Source organism: Allobosea sp. UC22_33 (genome assembly GCF_042700715.1).
Lineage (GTDB): Bacteria > Pseudomonadota > Alphaproteobacteria > Rhizobiales > Beijerinckiaceae > Allobosea.
Window position 1 is genome coordinate 3,097,426 of record NZ_CP170556.1, and the last position, 17,040, is coordinate 3,114,465.

The 17,040-nt window shown below is 66.3% G+C and carries 18 protein-coding genes; 9 read left to right on the forward strand and 9 right to left on the reverse strand.

What is annotated here, in order from left to right:
- The first annotated feature begins 45 nt into the window (after positions 1–45).
- The gene (locus ACFJGT_RS14960; protein ID WP_377838770.1) at positions 46–591 is read left to right on the forward strand and encodes a 2,4'-dihydroxyacetophenone dioxygenase family protein; all 546 of its coding nucleotides are present in this window, start codon (positions 46–48) and stop codon (positions 589–591) included.
- 108 nt (positions 592–699) lie between these two features.
- Here the strand turns inward: ACFJGT_RS14960 and ACFJGT_RS14965 are convergent, their stop codons facing one another.
- Positions 700–1,107, reverse strand: a complete 408-nt coding sequence (locus ACFJGT_RS14965; RefSeq protein WP_377838771.1) for a flagellar assembly protein FliX — start codon at positions 1,105–1,107, stop codon at positions 700–702.
- A 276-nt stretch (positions 1,108–1,383) separates the two neighbouring features.
- On the opposite strand from ACFJGT_RS14965, the gene ACFJGT_RS14970 reads away from it, so the two are divergent.
- From ACFJGT_RS14970 to flaF, 8 genes are all read left to right on the forward strand, one after another.
- Positions 1,384–2,469, forward strand: coding sequence for a flagellar basal body P-ring protein FlgI (locus tag ACFJGT_RS14970; RefSeq protein WP_377848990.1), 1,086 nt, complete (start codon positions 1,384–1,386; stop codon positions 2,467–2,469).
- Positions 2,469–2,825 (forward strand): rod-binding protein, encoded by a 357-nt coding sequence (locus tag ACFJGT_RS14975; protein ID WP_377838772.1) that lies wholly within the window; start codon positions 2,469–2,471, stop codon positions 2,823–2,825. The genes ACFJGT_RS14970 and ACFJGT_RS14975 overlap by 1 nt, the downstream gene beginning before the upstream one ends.
- Complete coding sequence (locus ACFJGT_RS14980; RefSeq protein ID WP_377838773.1) at positions 2,812–3,300, forward strand: hypothetical protein; 489 nt, start codon at positions 2,812–2,814, stop codon at positions 3,298–3,300. The genes ACFJGT_RS14975 and ACFJGT_RS14980 overlap by 14 nt, the downstream gene beginning before the upstream one ends.
- A gap of 232 nt (positions 3,301–3,532) precedes the next feature.
- Positions 3,533–3,985, forward strand: coding sequence for a hypothetical protein (locus tag ACFJGT_RS14985; RefSeq protein ID WP_377838774.1), 453 nt, complete (start codon positions 3,533–3,535; stop codon positions 3,983–3,985).
- A 242-nt stretch (positions 3,986–4,227) separates the two neighbouring features.
- Positions 4,228–5,613: a flagellin gene (locus tag ACFJGT_RS14990; protein ID WP_377838775.1), complete on the forward strand. Its 1,386-nt coding sequence runs from the start codon at positions 4,228–4,230 to the stop codon at positions 5,611–5,613.
- Between the two features lie 202 nt (positions 5,614–5,815).
- The gene (locus ACFJGT_RS14995) at positions 5,816–7,207 is read left to right on the forward strand and encodes a flagellin (protein WP_377838776.1); all 1,392 of its coding nucleotides are present in this window, start codon (positions 5,816–5,818) and stop codon (positions 7,205–7,207) included.
- Between the two features lie 49 nt (positions 7,208–7,256).
- Entirely contained in the window at positions 7,257–7,649 is a 393-nt protein-coding gene (gene flbT / locus ACFJGT_RS15000; protein ID WP_306224724.1) for a flagellar biosynthesis repressor FlbT, read from the forward strand.
- Positions 7,633–8,004 carry a flagellar biosynthesis regulator FlaF gene (gene flaF / locus ACFJGT_RS15005; protein ID WP_257732306.1) on the forward strand — a complete coding sequence of 124 codons (372 nt, stop codon included), beginning with the start codon at positions 7,633–7,635 and terminating at the stop codon, positions 8,002–8,004. The genes flbT and flaF overlap by 17 nt, the downstream gene beginning before the upstream one ends.
- A gap of 90 nt (positions 8,005–8,094) precedes the next feature.
- Here the strand turns inward: flaF and ACFJGT_RS15010 are convergent, their stop codons facing one another.
- The 8 genes from ACFJGT_RS15010 to ACFJGT_RS15045 all read right to left on the reverse strand — a co-directional run bounded on the left by ACFJGT_RS15010 (position 8,095) and on the right by ACFJGT_RS15045 (position 17,040).
- Positions 8,095–9,615, reverse strand: coding sequence for a hypothetical protein (locus ACFJGT_RS15010; RefSeq protein WP_377838777.1), 1,521 nt, complete (start codon positions 9,613–9,615; stop codon positions 8,095–8,097).
- 7 nt (positions 9,616–9,622) lie between these two features.
- Positions 9,623–11,482, reverse strand: a complete 1,860-nt coding sequence (gene flgK / locus ACFJGT_RS15015) for a flagellar hook-associated protein FlgK (RefSeq protein ID WP_377838778.1) — start codon at positions 11,480–11,482, stop codon at positions 9,623–9,625.
- 59 nt (positions 11,483–11,541) lie between these two features.
- Positions 11,542–12,942, reverse strand: coding sequence for a flagellar hook protein FlgE (locus ACFJGT_RS15020; protein ID WP_377838779.1), 1,401 nt, complete (start codon positions 12,940–12,942; stop codon positions 11,542–11,544).
- 176 nt (positions 12,943–13,118) lie between these two features.
- Complete coding sequence (locus ACFJGT_RS15025; protein ID WP_377838780.1) at positions 13,119–14,135, reverse strand: YcjF family protein; 1,017 nt, start codon at positions 14,133–14,135, stop codon at positions 13,119–13,121.
- Positions 14,136–14,148: 13 nt separating this feature from the next.
- Positions 14,149–15,594, reverse strand: a complete 1,446-nt coding sequence (locus ACFJGT_RS15030; protein WP_377838781.1) for a YcjX family protein — start codon at positions 15,592–15,594, stop codon at positions 14,149–14,151.
- Between the two features lie 13 nt (positions 15,595–15,607).
- A complete protein-coding gene (locus tag ACFJGT_RS15035; RefSeq protein WP_377838782.1) occupies positions 15,608–16,123 on the reverse strand; it encodes a SixA phosphatase family protein in 516 nt (171 codons plus the stop codon).
- 50 nt (positions 16,124–16,173) lie between these two features.
- Entirely contained in the window at positions 16,174–16,398 is a 225-nt protein-coding gene (locus ACFJGT_RS15040; protein ID WP_199091764.1) for a helix-turn-helix transcriptional regulator, read from the reverse strand.
- Positions 16,399–16,407: 9 nt separating this feature from the next.
- The gene (locus ACFJGT_RS15045; protein WP_377838783.1) at positions 16,408–17,040 is read right to left on the reverse strand and encodes a DUF2975 domain-containing protein; all 633 of its coding nucleotides are present in this window, start codon (positions 17,038–17,040) and stop codon (positions 16,408–16,410) included.

Here is a 17,040-nt window from a genome sequence, read left to right on the forward strand (position 1 = left end):
AATTCCGCACGCATTGAATCAGAACATGAGCACGGGAGAGACGCCATGAACACCACGAGCCCGATCCCCGTCGCGGCCACGCAGGAGGAGCGCTGGACGCCCTATCGCCATCCCCAGCCGAAGGAATCGCCGCCGGAGCTGATCGTCCCGAACGTGATCCCGACTGACGAGCGTGTCTGGGTTCCCGTCGACGACAATGTCTGGTTCCGCCCCCTGCTGCTCTGTGCCTCGCGCGGCTACTGGATGAACCTGCTCAAGGTTCGCCGCGCCGGCGTGCTCTCGCGCCATCGCCATCCGCAGCCGGTGCATGGCTACGTGCTCAAGGGCAAATGGCGCTATCTGGAGCATGACTGGGTCGCGACCGAGGGCTCCTATGTCTACGAAGCGCCCGGCGAGACCCATACGCTGGTGGTCGATCCCGAGACGGAAGAGATGATCACCATGTTCCAGGTGAACGGTGCGATGATCTATGTCGACCCCGACGGCAAATGCCTGGGCTATGACGACGTCTTCACCCGCATCGACAAATGCCGCGCGCATTACGCCCAGAACGGGCTGGGCGCGGAGTATGTGGATCAGTTCATTCGCTGACGTTTCCGTCATGGTCGGGCTTGTCCCGACCATCCATGTCTTCATTGATGCCATGCGATGTTCAAGACATGGATGCTCGCCACCAGGGCGAGCATGACGCCCCGAGCCTCAGCGCTTCAGCTTCGCGAGCTCCACCGCCGCGCGCAATTCGATATGCGCCAGAACCTCGTCGAGCCGCGGATCGTCCGTCGTCTCGCGGCGGAGCGACAGCGTCGTACGCAGCCGCTCCAGCTCGGAGGGCAGCACCCGCCCGGTGAGCAGGGCCGCCTTCAACCGGTCGAGCCCATCGAGCAGATCATGCCCGCGCCGGGCCTGCCGGCGCTTGCGGTCCTGCGTGTCCTCTTGCGCCTGCACGGCGAGCAGCGTGTCGAGCGGACCGGCCGCGCTGACGCCGCTGCTGCGGGAGGCGGTCGCGCTGTCCTGCGTCGGAAGCGTGAAGGCCGCGCCGCTCGAGCGCCTCGCGGAACTGGCCGGGCCGGCATTCGAAACGGGCGCGCGCTGGTCGATCCTGATCATCGGCGGCCTCGTGAAGGGTTAACGAACTCTTGCCAGAAGACGGTTAACGGCCGGTAAACTGCCCGGCAGAAACTGCCGCCCCGGCAGGAAGCGCAGGCTCCGCAAGAGCCTCCCGACCATGACGACGAACTGCAAAGGACTGACAAACAAGGCTTTTCAAATTCGAACGGTTTGGCACGCCGTTCGCAAGGCCTTCGGCGAGTTCAACCGCCCGCTGGTGCCAGACGCATGTTCCGCAACCCCGCCCTGAAGACGCTGCTGAAGCCGCTGGCCGCCATGCTGGCCGTGGTCGTCGGCCTGTCGTCCCAGCCGGTGTTCGCGCTCTCGCGCATCAAGGACCTTGCCTCCGTCGAGGGCGTCCGTACCAACCAGTTGCTCGGCTACGGCATCGTCGTCGGCCTCAACGGCACCGGCGACACGCTCAACAACACACCCTTCACCAAGCAGTCGCTGCAGGCGATGCTGGAGCGCCTCGGCGTCAACACCCGCGGCGCCAACATGCGCACCGCCAATGTCGCTGCCGTGATGGTGACCGCCAACCTGCCACCTTTCTCCACCCAGGGCACGCGCGTCGACGTCACCGTCTCTGCCATGGGCGATTCCAAGTCGCTGCAGGGCGGCACGCTGCTGGTCACGCCGCTGCTCGGCGCCGATGGCGAGGTCTATGCGGTGTCGCAGGGGCCGGTCGCGATCTCCGGCTTCTCGGCCGAGGGCGATGCCAGCAAGATCACCCGCGGCGTGCCGACGGTCGGCCGCATCGCCAATGGCGGCGTCGTCGAGCGCGAGATCGACTTCGCGCTGAACAAGCTCCAGACGCTGCGCCTGTCGCTGCGCAATCCCGACCTGACCACCGCCCGCCGCATGGCCGCCGCGATCAACGAATTCGTCGGCGGCGACTCGGCCGAGCCGACCGATCCCTCGACGGTCGTCCTGCAGATCCCCGCCCGCTTCAAGGGCAACATGATCAAGCTGCTCACCGATATCGAGCAGCTCCGCGTCGAGCCCGACCAGCTCGCCCGCATCGTGATCGACGAGCGCTCCGGCATCATCGTCATGGGCAAGGATGTCCGCGTCTCCACCGTCGCCGTGGCGCAGGGCAACCTCACCGTCACGATCAGCGAGCAGCCACAGGTCTCGCAGCCCGAGCCCTTATCGCGCGGCCAGACCGTCGTGACGCCCAGGACCAACGTCAAGGTCGATACCGGCGGCGGTAACAAGCTCGCCCTCGTCCGCGAGAGCGTGACGCTGGCGGAGCTCGTCGACGGACTCAATGCGCTGGGCATCGGCCCGCGTGACCTGATCTCCATTCTCCAGGCCATCAAGTCGGCAGGCGCCCTGCAGGCCGAAATCGAGGTGATGTGATGACTGTCGCCCTCGCGCTTCCCGCCGCGAAGCTTGCCCTCGGCGTCGCCGGCAAGGTCGCCGGCGGCATCGCCGACGCGCTCGATCCGGCCAAGGCCAAGGCCAAGAAGCAGGCCGACGATTTCGAGACCATGTTCCTCGAGCAGATGACCGAGAAGCTCTTCGCCGGCGAAACCGGCGAGGGCCCGCTCGGCGAGAACGGCACCGGCGGCGGCATCTGGCGCTCCCAGCTGACGCAGCAATATGCCCAGCAGATCCAGAAGGCCGGCGGCATCGGCCTCTCCAACCAGATCATGCGCGACCTGATCAATCTGCAGGAACAGGCCGCTAGCGGAGTTCAGAATGCTGGCCGCTAAGCCTATCCTCGACGAACGCCCGCGCATCGCCGACGCCCTGAGCGCGCGCGCCCTGATCGAGGCCGTGCTGGAGGCGCTCGGCGCCCTCTCGCATCTCGTCGGCGAGGAGACCGAGCTTGTCCGCGCCGGCCGCCTGCCGGAAGCCATGACCCGCGAGCCCCGCAAGACCGAGCTCGCCGGCATCTATATGCGCGGCGTCGAGCAGGTGAAGCTGAACGCCGTCGCGCTCGCCCGCTTCGTGCCGGACCAGGTCAAGCGGCTGAAGGAGGCTCACCACGCCTTCCAGGGCCTGATCGAGACCAACCAGATCGTGCTGGCCACCGCCCGCGCCGTCTCTGAATCGGTGGTTCGCGACCTCGCGGCCGATGCCAACAGGCCGATGCGGGCCAATGGCTACGGCCCGACGGCGACCGTCGGTGCCGGCGTCTTCGCCCGCCCCAATTCCGGACCGCTGGTCGTCTCGCGCCGGCTTTGAGGGCACTCCACCGGCATGCGCCGCTTCAGCCGGACGGCAGCCGTGGCCAGATGCTTGGTATATAAAGGGTTTACGCCGCGACTGCGCCAGAAACCCTAAAGATTTACCTAATTTCTTGACGCCGGATTCAATCTTTTCTGCCAATCTTCGCAATGTCGGGTCGCACGCCCTGCTCCCGGCAACGGACGAGACCGGCGCAACGGCGCCGTGAACGACTCCAGAAGGAGTGGTCATGGATTTTGGCAACGCCCCCAAGCTCGCGGCCGTGATCGGCCCGCCGCCTGTCAGCCGCGCGGATGTTACGGCGCATGCCGGCAGCGTCGCCGTGGATCTTCCCCCGGAAAAGACCGTGCAATCCGCCTCGGCCGGCTCGGCCGTCAATGTCGAGGTGCGCGCCGAGACGCGCGACGCACAGAGCCGCGCCGATGGCGAGCGCCGCGCACAGGCCAATGCCCAGAACAACCGCGAGGCCGCCCGCACGACCGACGAGACCGTCGAGCGCAAGCTGGTGATCGACCCGCAGACCCGCGCGATCGTGCTTCAGAAGAAGGACCTGCAGACCGGCGAGACGATCTCGCAACTGCCGGACGAGACGCTGCTGAAGCTGCGCGCCTATTCGCGTGAGCTCAGCCAGCGGGCGCGCGAAACCGAAGAGCAACAGCACCAGATCGAGCGGACGGCCTGACGCCCTCCTCCTGCCGTCGCATCTTCACACCGCCCGCGCCCTGCGCGGGCGGTTTGCGTTTGGGCGTATCGCCCGGTCCGCCGCCGTTAGAGCCTGTTTAACCATGCCCCGACAAGCCGCCGATCCGCTTCAATTCGCCGGCTGAAATTTACCTGTTGTTACGGGCTGGGGCAGCAGGGTCGCCCCGTCCTGGCCAGAACGGCCTGGGCGCCAGAAGGCTCCATACCAGAAGGTAAACACAAATGGCCGTCTCTCTCTCCTCCGGCGTGCGCAACAACCTCGCGTCGCTGCAGTCGACCCAGTCTCAGGCTCTGGCGATCCAGAACCGTCTCGCCACCGGCAAGCGCGTCAATTCCGCGATCGACAACCCGGTCAACTACTTCACCGCCGCCTCGCTGAATGATCGTTCGAGCCAGCTCACCGGCCTTCTCGACGGCATCTCCAACGGCATCCAGACCATCCAGGCCGCCTCCAAGGGCATCGACGGCATCACCAAGCTCGTCGGTTCTCTCCAGTCGACCATCAAGCAGGCTCAGGCCGACGCGGCTCAGAACCGCCCGACCAAGGCCGGCACGGCCCTCGCCACCCAGGCGGAAGTCGTCGCCACCAGCAAGAGCCTGAAGGACATCGCGCTCGACAAGAGCCTGCTCGACACCGATACGATTGTCGCTCCCGCCACCGCTACGAACGGCACGGCTGACGCCGCGACCGCTACGAACTCTGGTGACCGCGGCATCGTGGCCGGCGCGACCGGCACCCGCTTCGCGATCTCGCTGAAGTCCGGCTCCACGACCTATACCGCCTCCTTCGACAGCACGAACGTGACGATCCGTGACGTTGTCAACGAGATCAACAAGTCCGGCGTCGGCACCGCCTTCGTGGACGAGAAGGGCCAGCTCAACGTCAAGGGCAATGGCTCGGAAGCTCTGGAGTTCGGCTTCGGCAAGGCCGATGCGGCGTCGGCCTCAGCCGCCGACGTAGCGCTCGCCGATGCTGCCGCGATCACCGCAGCCGGAACCGGCACCAGCAACGCTGTCCTGGGCTTCGTTCCCGGCGACGCCGTCGCCGCCACCGCGATCAAGGGCCAGTCCGTCACCTCCTCGGTGCGTTCGAACCTGATCGACCAGTTCAACGATCTGCGCACCAAGATCGACGATCTGGCCAAGGACTCCGGCTTCAACGGCATCAACCTGCTTGGCGGTGACCGGCTCTCGATCACCTTCAACGAGAAGACCGGCAAGAACCAGACCAAGCTGGACGTCCAGGGCACGCAGCTGAACTCGGACAATCTTGGTATCGTCAAGGCTGGCAATGCCCAGGTCGCCGGGTCCACCAACTTCCAGAACGATGCCGATCTGGATGCCGCGACCAAGTCGCTCACCGGCGCCCTGACCTCGCTCAAGTCGCTGGCCTCGACCTTCGGTGCCAACCTCTCGGTCGCCGAAACGCGCCAGGACTTCACCAAGGATATGGCGAGCGTTCTGACCACCGGCGCCGACAACCTGACCAATGCCGACGTCAACGCCGAGGCCGCCTCCCTGCTCGCGCTGCAGACCCGTCAGCAGCTCGCCCAGACGGCGCTCTCGCTGGCGAACCAGGCTGACCAGGGCGTCCTGCGTCTGTTCTGATCTTCGCTCCGCAGAACGCGGAACAGCCCGCAGAACGCGGGTCGAAGTCAAAGAGTGGCGGAGCTTCGGCTCCGCCACTTTTCGTTTGTGTGCGGTAAACCAAAGCCGCTCCCCGCGATTAACTTTTTATTATCCTTAACAAGTGATGATCCCCTGAAATCAGGTTGCATCGCGCCGCAGTCGCGCGTTCAGGGGACCGAAGATGGCCAGCACGATCCTTTCCAACGGTGTCCGCAACAACCTGCTGACGCTGCAGCAGACGACGGCCCAGCAGGGCGTGATCCAGAACCGTCTCGCCACCGGCCGGAAGGTCAACTCGGCGATCGACAACCCGGTCAACTATTTCACCGCGGCCTCGCTGAGCGACCGCTCGAGCCAGCTCACCGGCCTGCTCGACGGCATTTCCAACGGCATCCAGACCATCCAGGCCGCCTCCAAGGGCATCGACGGCATCACTAAGCTGGTTCAGTCGCTGCAATCGACCGTGAAGCAGGCTCAAGCCGACGCGGCCCAGAACCGCCCGACCAAGGCCGGCACGGCCCTCGCCACCCAGGCGGAGGCGGTCGTCACCAGCAAGAGCCTGAAGGACATCGCGCTCGACAAGAGCCTGCTCGACAGCGATGCGATTGTTGCTCCGGCCACCACCACAAACGGCACGGCTGACGCCGCGACCGCTACGAACTCCGGTGACCGCGGCATCCAGGTAGGCGCGAACGGCACCCGCTTCGCGATCTCGCTGAAGTCCGGCTCAAACACTTACACGGCCGCCTTCGACAGCGCGAACGTCACGATGCGTGACATCGTCAATCAGATCAACAAGTCCGGCGTCGGCACCGCCTTCGTGGACGAGAAGGGCCAGCTCAACGTCAAGGGCAACGGCTCCGAACCTCTCGAATTCGGCTTCGGCAAGGCCGACCCGGCCTCGGCCTCGGCCGCCGACGTTGCGCTGGCCGATGCCGCCGCGATCACCGCTGCGGGTACTGGCACCAGCAACGCCGTCCTGGGCTTCGTTCCCGGCGACGCTGTGCTCGCGACCGCGATCAGGGGACAGAGCATCACCTCTTCGGTGCGTTCCAACCTGATCGATCAGTTCAACGACCTGCGCGACAAGATCGATGATCTCGCCAAGGACTCGAGCTTCAACGGCATCAACCTGCTCGCCGGCGACCGTCTCTCGATCACCTTCAACGAGAAGACCGGCAAGAACCAGACCAAGCTCGATATCCAGGGATCGAATCTGACAGCCGACAATCTCGGCATTTCCCGCGCGATCAACACGCAGCTGACCGGCTTCGTCAATTTCCAGAACGATGCCGACCTCGACAAGGCCACCGCCTCGCTCACCGGCGCACTGACCTCGCTGAAATCGCTGGCCTCGACGCTGGGCTCCAACCTCTCGGTCGCCCAGACCCGTCAGGACTTCACCAAGGAACTGGCCAACGTCCTGACCACCGGCGCGGGCAACCTCGTCCTGGCCGATCCGAACGAGGAAGGCGCGAGCCTGCTAGCCCTCAACACCCGCCAGCAGCTCTCGCAGACCGCGCTGTCGCTGGCGAACCAGGCCGATCAGGGCGTGCTCCGGCTCTTCGGCTGACCCCGAAGACGCCACCCGCCCTCCCCTCCAGCCAGAAGGCAGGACAGCCATGGCCCTCAAGGTCGAACTCAAGCCGCGCGAGCGCATCATCATCGGCCAGGTGGTGATCCGCAACGACGAGCAGCGCACCCGCTTCTTCATCGAGGGCGACGCCCCGATCCTGCGTGAGAAGGACATTCTCACCGCCGCGACCGCCGACACCCCGGCGAAGAAGATCTATCTCGCGATCCAGCTCATGTATCTGGCGCAGGACCCGACGCATGAGCACGAGACCTATTTCCAGCTCGTGCGCGACTTCATCAACGCAGCGCCCAGCGCTCTGCCGCATGTTCACGAGATCAATAACCGCATCTTAAGCGACGACCTCTATAAAGCTCTCAAGGCGGCCAGAAAGTTGATCGTCTATGAAGCGGAATTGATCGAGAATGCAAAACGGGTTTAACGCCTACGCTGCCGCGGCCAAGACTGCCCAATCCGTCGTTTCGCCTCGCGAACTCGAAGCCTCCCTTCTGATCAAGGCCGCCACGCGGCTCCAGGCCGTCGCCGACGACTGGAATCTGCGCGAGCGCGAGCTGGACGAGGCGCTGACCTACAACCGCCGCCTCTGGACCCTGCTGGTCTCCGCCGTCATCGCCGAGGACAATCCGCTTCCGGTCGGCATCAAGACCAACATCCTCAGCCTCGCCAATTTCATCTTCAACCAGACCTTCAAGATCTCGGCCGATCCGCAGCCGCAGTCGCTGGGCGTCCTGGTCAACATCAACCGCGATATCGCGGCCGGCCTGCGCGGCCGCTGAGCCACCCGCCGAAACCATATCGCCGGACGAACGAAAACGCCGCCCTTTTCGGGGCGGCGTTTTCGTTCGGTGTTCTGGAAGAAGCTCCCGTCAGAGATAGTTCGTCAGCGACAGCTTGGAGAGCATCGAGGTCACCTGGTAGCTCGCCTGCAACTGCGTCTGCAGGGACAGGATCTGCGTCGCGACTTCCTCGGTGGTGACGTTTTCGACGCTGGCAAGCGTCGTGTTGAGATAGCCCTTGGTGCTCTGGTGGCGCTCCTTCGCGCTGGACAACGCCGACTGGGCCGAGCCGAACTCGGTGATGAGTTCGGCCGGCTTCTGCGTGGTGCCGCCGAAGCCGAGCTTCTCGCCGACCCGCGCCGCCATGGCCTCGTAGCGCGCCTGCGAATTCGTGTCGCCGGCCGGAAAATTCTCCACCGACATGATCGCGAACTGGGCAAGGCCGACGCGGAAGGCTTCCTCGTTCGCCCGCGCACCCGTGCCGACGGTCTGACCCTGGTCGACCTGGACCGTCGCCGTGTTGCGCGCGGAATCCGATCCGTCGTCGCCGCGATACCAGATCACCGTCTTGGTCGCAGCCGCACCGGTATTGCTCGGCGGCAAGGTCGCCGTGGCGAAGGGAGGTCCCGGCACCCGCTTCGGCGGATTGCTCGGACTTCCGGCGAAGAACTCCTGAGCAGCGACCTGGGAGGATGCGGCCGAAAGCGTCGTGTTCGCTTGCTTGCCGAGCGCCGCTCCGATCGAGGCCCGCAGATTGGCGGCGGTCGCATTGGCATCGACACCGATCTCGAAGCTGTCGCTGTTGGAACCCGTGGTGCCGGTGGCACGCGCGGTCAGCACCACCTCCTCCTGCGTTCCGTCGGGCAATTTGAGCTGGATGCGCACGGTGTCGCCGGCCGAAGGCTGCGATGCGACATTGGCCGATGCATCGGCCGGTGGACCCGGATTGAACGTCGTCGCCAGGGCGGCCGAGCTGCCGGTGATACCCACGATCTTGAAGCCATAGGGTTGAGCCGGCACCTCCTCCGCGATCGTCGCGGTCGTGCCGGCGCCGCCGACGGTCAGGCGGCCTTGACCCGATCCGAGATCGGCCTGCCGGCGCTCGTCGATCATCTGCTTCAGGCCGTCCCTGCCCGCGCCATCGCCGTTGATGATCTCGTTGTATCCCAGCGTCGGCTGCGTGTCGGAGGTCTTGCCCGAGAAGAGATAGCGTCCGTTGACCGCGATGTTCAGCAGGTCGAGCGTCTGCTTGAACTTCTCCTCGGCCAGAACCTGCGGCGACGAGCGGCCGCTCGCGCTCGGCACATAGCTGTTGGAGCGCGTGTCGTTGCGGGTCTCGTTGGCAAGCTTGGTGAAGTTCTCGACCGAGGCGGTCTGCAGCTTGAGGTTGACGCTGGTCAGTTCGATGCCGCTCAGCCAGGAATCGATCTGCGCCATCTTGCCGTTGAGGTCGAGGCTGACGCGTCGGTCGATGCCGAGATCGCCGTAGCTGGTGCTGCGCTGCTTGGTGTCGAGCTGGCGCTGGAGGTCGTCGAACTGAGCCCGGGTCGAAACGAATTCGTTGGGCTTGGCCGCGCGATAGGCGCCGGTGCCGTAGCTGGTGATGGTCATCGTGGCCTCACACTCTCATCAGCACGTCCATCATCTCCTTCATCGTGGAGATGATGCGGGCATTGGCGGCATAGGCGGTCTGGAGCTCGATCAGCATCGACATCTCCTGGTCGACATTGACCTGGGATGTCGTCTGGAAGCGGCTCTGGATCGAGGCGAGCGCGACCTGCTGACCTTCGTCGAGGCGCTTGGCCGCCTCGACGGCCTGTCCCTGCGAGGAGACGACGCGCTGGACGAAGTTGGTGATCGTGCCGGAGAAGGGCGCCGTCGCCCCGTCCGGCGAGGAATTGTTGTCGAAGCTACGCACGCTGCTCGTCAGGCTGGCCAGCAGGGCCTTGGGCCGCGTCGTATCGCCGGCCGCCGTGCCGGCCGGGCCGATCAGCAGCGACCTGTCGCTGATGACGTCGGCATTGACCGCGATGCGCCCGGCCAGGCCAGTCTTGCGCGTCGCCTCGTCATAGGAGGCCACGAAAGGCTTGTTGTCCGCATCGACGAAGAGCGGCATGCCGGGCGTCGCGGCATCGGCCGCGAGCACGCTGGTCTTGGCGCCGAGCCCGGTGACGCGGCCGCCCGGCTCGGTGATCCGCAGCGTCGAGCCGGCGGGATTCGCAACCGTGAAGCCGGGCGCGCCATTGGTGTCGAGCGCGTTCTGGATCTGCGCGGCGACCGCGGCCGGACCGGCCGAGAAGTCGATCGCAATCACCGTCGTGTTGGGATCGTTGCTGGCCGGCAAGGTCGTTCCCGTCGGCGCATTGACGAAGGAGAAGTGCCTCGTCGGGCCCGGCGGTGTCGGCGTGTAGTCGAATGTCAGCGTGTTCAGGCGCTGCTTGGTGGGATCGAAGCCGAGATCCAGATCGAGACCGGTCTGCGCCGCCGGCGACGGGGGATAGGCGACGCTCTGCAGCGAGTTCTCCGAGAGCGCCTTCGCCATCTGCGCGGCGATCTCGTCGAGCTGTGCCTGGGCCTGCACCAGCGTCTTGTCGCGCAGTTCGATATTGGCCGCGATCTCGCCGGACCGGAAGATCCGGTTGGCGATGGCATCCGAGGCATTGCCGGAGGCATCGACGATCTTGATCGTGCCGACGCCGCGCTTGGTCGGGTCGATGTTCCACTGGTCGTCCGGCCCGAGGCCCGGATGCTCGTCGAACTTGAAGGTGACGGCCGCCGTCCCGTCGAAGAGCTGCGTGCCCGAACCGGTCACGACGCTGACCGAGCCGCGCGCATCCTCCGTCGTCTTGATGTCGACATACTGCGACAGCTCGGACAGGATCAGGTCGCGCTGGTCCTTCAAGGCGGCGGTCGCGCTGTCGTTCGGGCTGCCGACGATGCGGGTATTGACCTTGGACAGCGCCCCCAGCAGGTCGTTGACCTTGCCGACGGCACTGGCAAGGCCGGTCTCGGCCTGGCTGCGCAGGGCCTGCACGCCATTGGAGAGCGTGTTGAGCTGGCGTGCGAGCTGCGTCGCATTGTCGACCACCTGCGAGCGCAGGCTGTATGACGACGGATCGTTCTGGAGCGACTGCAACGCCCCGGTGAACTTGTTGAAGATCGTGTCCAGCGCGGTGGCGCTGCCCGGCGCGCCATAGAGCTTGTCGAGATTGGACAGCGAGCTCGCGCGGGTCGACGTGTAGGCCGCGCCCGAGGCCTCCTGCCAGAGCTGGTGCTGGACGATCTTGTCGAGCAGACGCTGGACCTGCGTGCTCTGCACGCCGACGGTCAGCCCGGACAGGCTGTCGGCGGTCGAGACCGTCCGCCGGACATAGCCCGTCGTCCCCGCATTGGCGACGTTCTGCGAGACGACGCCGATGCCGGCCTGCGCGGCGTTGAGGCCGCCGATCGCCGTGTTGAGGGAAGTGCTCAGGCCCATCGTCAACTCCTGTTGCGAGAGGCAGCCCTTCTGGGCTGCCGCTTAGGCAGATGCGTCGGTCAGCGGATGATGTTGAACACCGCGCTCAGCATCTCCTGGGCGGTGGTGATGACCTTGGTGTTGGCCGAATAGGCCTGCTGGGTGACGATCATCTTGGAGAATTCATCGGCGATGTCGGTGTTCGATTGCTCGACGCTGCCGCCCACCATCTGCGAGGTGCCGAGACCGATGATCGGCGGGCCGGATTCGATCGTCTCCTCGAAGGCGCCGCCGTCGAGGCGCTTCAGCGAGTTGTCGGCGTTGAAGCGGGCGACCGAGACCTGGGCGAGCGCCACGACCTGGCCGTTGCTGAAGGTGCCGATCACCGCGCCCTCGGCGGAGACCGAAACGCGATCGAGCGTGCCGGCGGTGTAGCCGTCCTGGCGGATGCTGCGTGCGTCGATCTGGCCGCTGACATCGCCGTTCTGGGTCACGCCGTTGCCGCCGGTCGTCAGGTTGATGCCGGTGATGGTGGTCCCGTTGATCGTCATGGTCGGCAGCGTGATGTCGCCGGTCGCGGGGGTCACCATCTGCCCGGTGGTGCCGAAGGTGACGTTCTGACCGGCCTGGACATAAGCGACCTGGCCAGCGCCCGTCGCGCTGGTGTCCTGGGCGACGAAAAGGCCCCAGGTGCCCGTGGTCGGGGGAACCGCGGCCGCGTTGCCGTTGTCGATCTTGGCCCAGCGCATCTCGACGCTGGTGGCCTTTCCGAGCGTGTCATAGACGGTGACCGACCCACCGGGGATCGAGGTCGCCAGGAAGTTGCTGATATTGTTGCCCATGACGGCAGCGTTGGCGGGATAGGTGTTTGGCGCCGTACCGGCGGCAGTGACCGAAGCTGGATTGAGGAATTCGGTGCCGCCTTGGGTCTTCTGCGTCGTCGCCGGCACGGCCGGGATATTGGCGCGGTACTCGATCGAGCTCGTCGCCTTGGCCGGGAACTGTTCCTTGGTGATGCGCAGCACGTCCGGCTGCGTGCCGACGAGCTGGCCTGTCACCTGGTCGATCTTCAGGCCCTTGAGATAGTAGCCTGCGCCGTTCACCAGGTAGCCGTTGGCGTCGAAGTCGAAATCGCCGCGCCGGGTATAGAGGTTGCTGTTGGAGAACTGGGTGTTGGCGCCGACGCCGCTCTGGCGCTGATCGACCACGAAGAAGCCGTCGCCGTTGATCGCGATATTGGTGTCGATGCGGGTCGGGTTGAGATCGCCCTGGATCGAGTTCGTCGCCTGGCTGAAGGCCTGGACCGAGCCGGCGACCTGGCGCCGCAGCGCCGCATCCGGCACGAGATCGGCGAAGGCGGTATCGACGCGCTTGTAGCCCGCCGTCCGGGAGTTGGCGATGTTCCCGGAGATGTTCTCAAGCGCATAGGACTGCGCCGTCATCCCCGAAACCGCCGTGGTCAGCGCACTGAAAACACCCATGGAACCCTCACCTCGACCGGCAGCCCCCCAAGGGCGGCCCACAACTCGAGGCAAGGTTCTGCATGGCGCGTGCCACGCGCGGCATCGTGCTATTTCAAGGAGTTGGATCGTTTACAGACGATTAAACGGCAGTCGGAGCCGGGCAGAATCGCCCTCACCGGCAGATTCTGCCGGGTTCAGGCCTCATCTTCCTTGCCCGCAGCCCGCCATCCACCGAGATCGCCCGCGACATCCGACAGCGTCGGTGCCGTCGCTTCGACGAAGGGCAGCGGCCGGCAGACCGCGAGCGCCGCAAGCCCGATCCGGGCCGTCAGCATCCCGTTGATCACGCCTTCGCCGAGCTTCGCCGAAAGCCTGGCCGCGAGCCCCTGCCCCACCACCTGCTGGATCACGGCATCGCCCGCCGCCATGCCGCCGGTGAGGACGAGATGGCTCATCACCTGCCGCGCCAGCCTGAGCAGGCCGAGCGTGCCGGGCCGCCCGGCATAGATGCCTGCGATCGAGCGCAGCAACCGCGCGCAGGCGACCAGCACGAAGACGACATCGACCAGCGCCCGCGGGCTGACCGCGGTGACCAGCGAGACGCGCCGCGCCGCCTGCGCGATCTGGGCGGTGGCCAGCGCATCGAGCGGCACAAGCAGGCTGCGTTCCGCCACGGTCAGCACATCGCGCGCCGCGAAGAGCTGCGGCAGCGCCTCCTGCAGGGCGGCGCGGCCCTGCGCCGTCTGCGCTCGCCCCTTGTAGAGCGCAACGAGCTCGCCGGCGATCGCCCGGCCCTCGTCGGGCGTGCCGCCCGCCAGCGCCGCGACCGCGCGCTCACGCAAAGCCTCGACCTTGCGCTCGCGCAGGATGTCGCGCAGCACCCGCGCCAGCATGACCAGCAGCGCGAGCGCCGCGACAGCCGCGCAGACCAGCGCGGCATAGCCGAGCGCCGGGTTCTGGCTCATCAGGGCGCGGATCGTGTTCTCGACCCAGACGCCGGCCGCCAGCGCCAGGAAGCCTGACAGGCCGGCCACGAACAGCGAGCCCCAGGAGAAGCGACGCTTGGCCTTCGGAGGGACAGCCGGAACGGCCACATCGATCGGCTCGCTTTCGGGCAGGATCGCGAGATCGCCTTGCCGCAGCGGGACCTCGCCGACCGGTTCGCCCGGCTGCGAAGCATCGAGGCGGATCGCGCGCGGTGCCTTGCTCATCGCGAAACCCCGTTCATGCCAGCTTGTCGCCGATCAGGAATTCCAGCGCACGGTCGAGGCGGATCTGCGGCGGAGGCTTGAGGCGCCCGCCCGCGTCGGCTGCGACCAGAGGCGGCCGGAAGCGCGGCGCCCTGACCTGCCAATGCGCCTTGGGATCGAAGATCGCCTCAGGCCGCTCGGGCAATTCGCCGGGGAAGACGGCCGCTTCCGCGACGCCGTCGAAGACCTGCCCGTCGATCGTCTCGCCGGCTTCCGGCACCCCGGCGATGGCCGGCAATTCCTCGCGGCCTTCCTTGATCCGCACCTCATGCGTCGCCCGGACGGCGGCCAGCGCCATCGCCTCGACCCGCGCCCCCGCCCCTTGCGCCCGGGACAGCGCCCGCCCGACCAGATGCGACATCACCGCCGCCAGCCGGTCATGGCTCGCATGATGGATATGGTCGGCCTTGGTCGCAGCGAAGAGCACGCGCTCGATCCGCGGCGCGAACAGGCTGGAAAGCCAGGAATTGCGCCCGACAGAAAACGCCGTGAGAGCCTGCCCCAACGCCGTTTCGAGATCGGCAAGGGCAGGCGCCCCGGCATCGAGCGCGGCGAGCACATCGACCAGCACGATCTGCCGGTCGAGCCTTGCGAAATGGTCGCGGAAAAACGGCGTCACCACGACGCGCTTATAGGCCTCGAAACGCTCCGCCATCAGCGCCGCGAGCGTGCCCGGTCGCACATCCCGGTCATGGCCCAGATCGAGCGGTGCGAAGGTTAGCGCCGGCGAGCCTTCGAGATCGCCCGGCATCAAGAAGCGACCCGGCGGTGTCACCGCGACGGCCTCCGGATCGGCGCGCAACCGTGCGAGATAGCCCTTGAACAGATCGCTCGCCGCTTCCGCCGCAAGCTCGTCCGGCGCGCCGTCCGGGTCCCGCCCCGGCAAATCGGCCAGCCACTCGGCGGCAGCCTCGCGCCGGTGCGCCCTGCGGGCATCAGCCACGGCCTGCGCCGACCACGCCTTGTAGTCCTGCCCGATCAAAGCAAGGTCCAGCAGCCATTCGCCGGGATAATCGACGATGTCCAGCGTCAGCGTCGCCGGCCCCTTGAACCAGCCGCCCGCTCGCTCGTAGTCGATCTCGATCCTGAGCTCGGAGATACGCCGCGTCGATTCCGGCCAGCGCCGCGCCTCGCCGTTCATCGCCGCGCGATGCGCCTCATAGGGGAAGCGCGGCACGTCGGGGTCGGGCTGCGGCACCAGCCTGACGCGAGCGATGCGGCCCTCGGATGAAGCCTTCAGCACCGGCAGCTTGGCGCCCTCGATCAGGTTCTGGATCAGGGCAGTGGTGAAGACCGTCTTGCCCGAGCGCGATAGCCCGGTGACGCCGATCCGCAGGCGCGGGCGGGCAAGCCCGAGCAGGCTGTCGCCGAAGGCGAGAGCCGCATTGCGGGCGCTGTCGAGATAGGAGGATTCACTCACGACGCCGCAGCGATCATTCGTCGGGCCCCTCGCCCAGCGAACCTGGAGTCACGAACCGGTCGAGGCGCCCTCCGCGCGCCGCGACCTCGTGCCAGCGCTCGGTGGCGAAATCGAGCACCGCGAGCCCGCAGGTCGGGTATTTCTGGCTCATCCGCGCCGAGGCATAGCGATCGCCATGCCCGGTCAGCAGATGCGCCAGTTCCTCGAAGCCGGGATTGTGGCCGATGAGCAGGAGCGTGCGGACGTCGCCCTCGACCTCCTGCACGACATCGAGCAGGCGCTCGACCTTGGCCTCGTAAATTCGCGGCTCGTACTGCGTCGCCGGCTTTTCGGGCAGCATCGGCGCGACCATCTCCCAGGTCTCGACCGTGCGCTTGGCCGGCGAGACCAGCACGAGATCGGGTAGGAGCAGTTCATCGGCGAGATAGCGCCCCATCACCGGCGCGGTCTCGCGCCCGCGGGCCGCGAGAGGTCGGTCGCGATCGGCCACACCCGTGGGCCAGTGGGACTTGGCGTGGCGCAGAAGCATGAGGCGTCGCATGAGCAGAACCTAGCGATGCCAAAGCCGATTTGCGAGGGTCAGTCGTCGACTATTTCCGGCCCCGGTTCGTAGCGCAGCAGATCACCCGGCTGGCATTGCAGCACGTCACAGATGCGCGACAGCGTGTCGAAGCGCATGCCGCGCACCTTACCGGACTTCAGCTGCGAGACCTGCTGCTCGGTCAAGCCGATCCGCTGGGCGAGTTCCTTCGAGCGCATCTTGCGGCGCGCGAGCATGACATCGAGTTCGACGACGACGGGCATGACGCCGGCTTACACGAAACTCTGATTCTCGTCCGCCAACCGGATCGCCTCCCGCAGCACATGGCCGAAGGCGATGAGCGCAGCGGCTGCGGCGAGCGCAGCGAAGATTCCGGGATCGAGCGTGATCGCGAGATGCCGCTGCCCCTGCGGATTGTCGAAGGTCAGAGCGACGCTTTGCAAGGCGCGAACGATCGGCGTCGTGGCGCCAAACCAGGCCAGAAGCCAGCCGATCCGCACGAGCCCGGCAGCATTCTCCTCGACCAGGACCCTGCCCTCGCCAAAAGCCCGAAAGAGACCGCCCAACCGCACCATCGCCAGAACGAAAAGCCCGGCCGGAATCCAGGCGAGAGCGAACGCCAGCCAATATCCCCTGCCCGAAGCAGCAAGGGCGGCACCCCCGAGTCCGATCGAACTCCGCGCGTAATGAGAGAGCGCTTCCGCATCGGTCCACAACCAGATGAGGCCGAAAAGCATGAGCGCCGCCGCAACATAGCTGAAGGCGCGCGCCCACCGGCTGATGCGGCGCAGGCGGCCGGCGGCTTCCTGGGAGACGGGGCTCATCGGTTCAGGCGACATCGCCATTATCATTCCCTCGGTTGACAAAATTAAACTAAGAGATGAATTTATGAATGTCAAAGACAA

Coding starts and splice junctions, on each gene's coding strand:
- ACFJGT_RS14960 (WP_377838770.1), top strand. CDS start 46: ATGAACACCACGAGCCCGATCCCCGTCGCGGCCACGCAGGAGGAGCGC.
- ACFJGT_RS14965 (WP_377838771.1), bottom strand. CDS start 1,107: ATGATCAGGATCGACCAGCGCGCGCCCGTTTCGAATGCCGGCCCGGCC.
- ACFJGT_RS14970 (WP_377848990.1), top strand. CDS start 1,384: ATGCTGGCCGTGGTCGTCGGCCTGTCGTCCCAGCCGGTGTTCGCGCTC.
- ACFJGT_RS14975 (WP_377838772.1), top strand. CDS start 2,469: ATGACTGTCGCCCTCGCGCTTCCCGCCGCGAAGCTTGCCCTCGGCGTC.
- ACFJGT_RS14980 (WP_377838773.1), top strand. CDS start 2,812: ATGCTGGCCGCTAAGCCTATCCTCGACGAACGCCCGCGCATCGCCGAC.
- ACFJGT_RS14985 (WP_377838774.1), top strand. CDS start 3,533: ATGGATTTTGGCAACGCCCCCAAGCTCGCGGCCGTGATCGGCCCGCCG.
- ACFJGT_RS14990 (WP_377838775.1), top strand. CDS start 4,228: ATGGCCGTCTCTCTCTCCTCCGGCGTGCGCAACAACCTCGCGTCGCTG.
- ACFJGT_RS14995 (WP_377838776.1), top strand. CDS start 5,816: ATGGCCAGCACGATCCTTTCCAACGGTGTCCGCAACAACCTGCTGACG.
- flbT (WP_306224724.1), top strand. CDS start 7,257: ATGGCCCTCAAGGTCGAACTCAAGCCGCGCGAGCGCATCATCATCGGC.
- flaF (WP_257732306.1), top strand. CDS start 7,633: ATGCAAAACGGGTTTAACGCCTACGCTGCCGCGGCCAAGACTGCCCAA.
- ACFJGT_RS15010 (WP_377838777.1), bottom strand. CDS start 9,615: ATGACCATCACCAGCTACGGCACCGGCGCCTATCGCGCGGCCAAGCCC.
- flgK (WP_377838778.1), bottom strand. CDS start 11,482: ATGGGCCTGAGCACTTCCCTCAACACGGCGATCGGCGGCCTCAACGCC.
- ACFJGT_RS15020 (WP_377838779.1), bottom strand. CDS start 12,942: ATGGGTGTTTTCAGTGCGCTGACCACGGCGGTTTCGGGGATGACGGCG.
- ACFJGT_RS15025 (WP_377838780.1), bottom strand. CDS start 14,135: ATGAGCAAGGCACCGCGCGCGATCCGCCTCGATGCTTCGCAGCCGGGC.
- ACFJGT_RS15035 (WP_377838782.1), bottom strand. CDS start 16,123: ATGCTTCTGCGCCACGCCAAGTCCCACTGGCCCACGGGTGTGGCCGAT.
- ACFJGT_RS15040 (WP_199091764.1), bottom strand. CDS start 16,398: ATGCCCGTCGTCGTCGAACTCGATGTCATGCTCGCGCGCCGCAAGATG.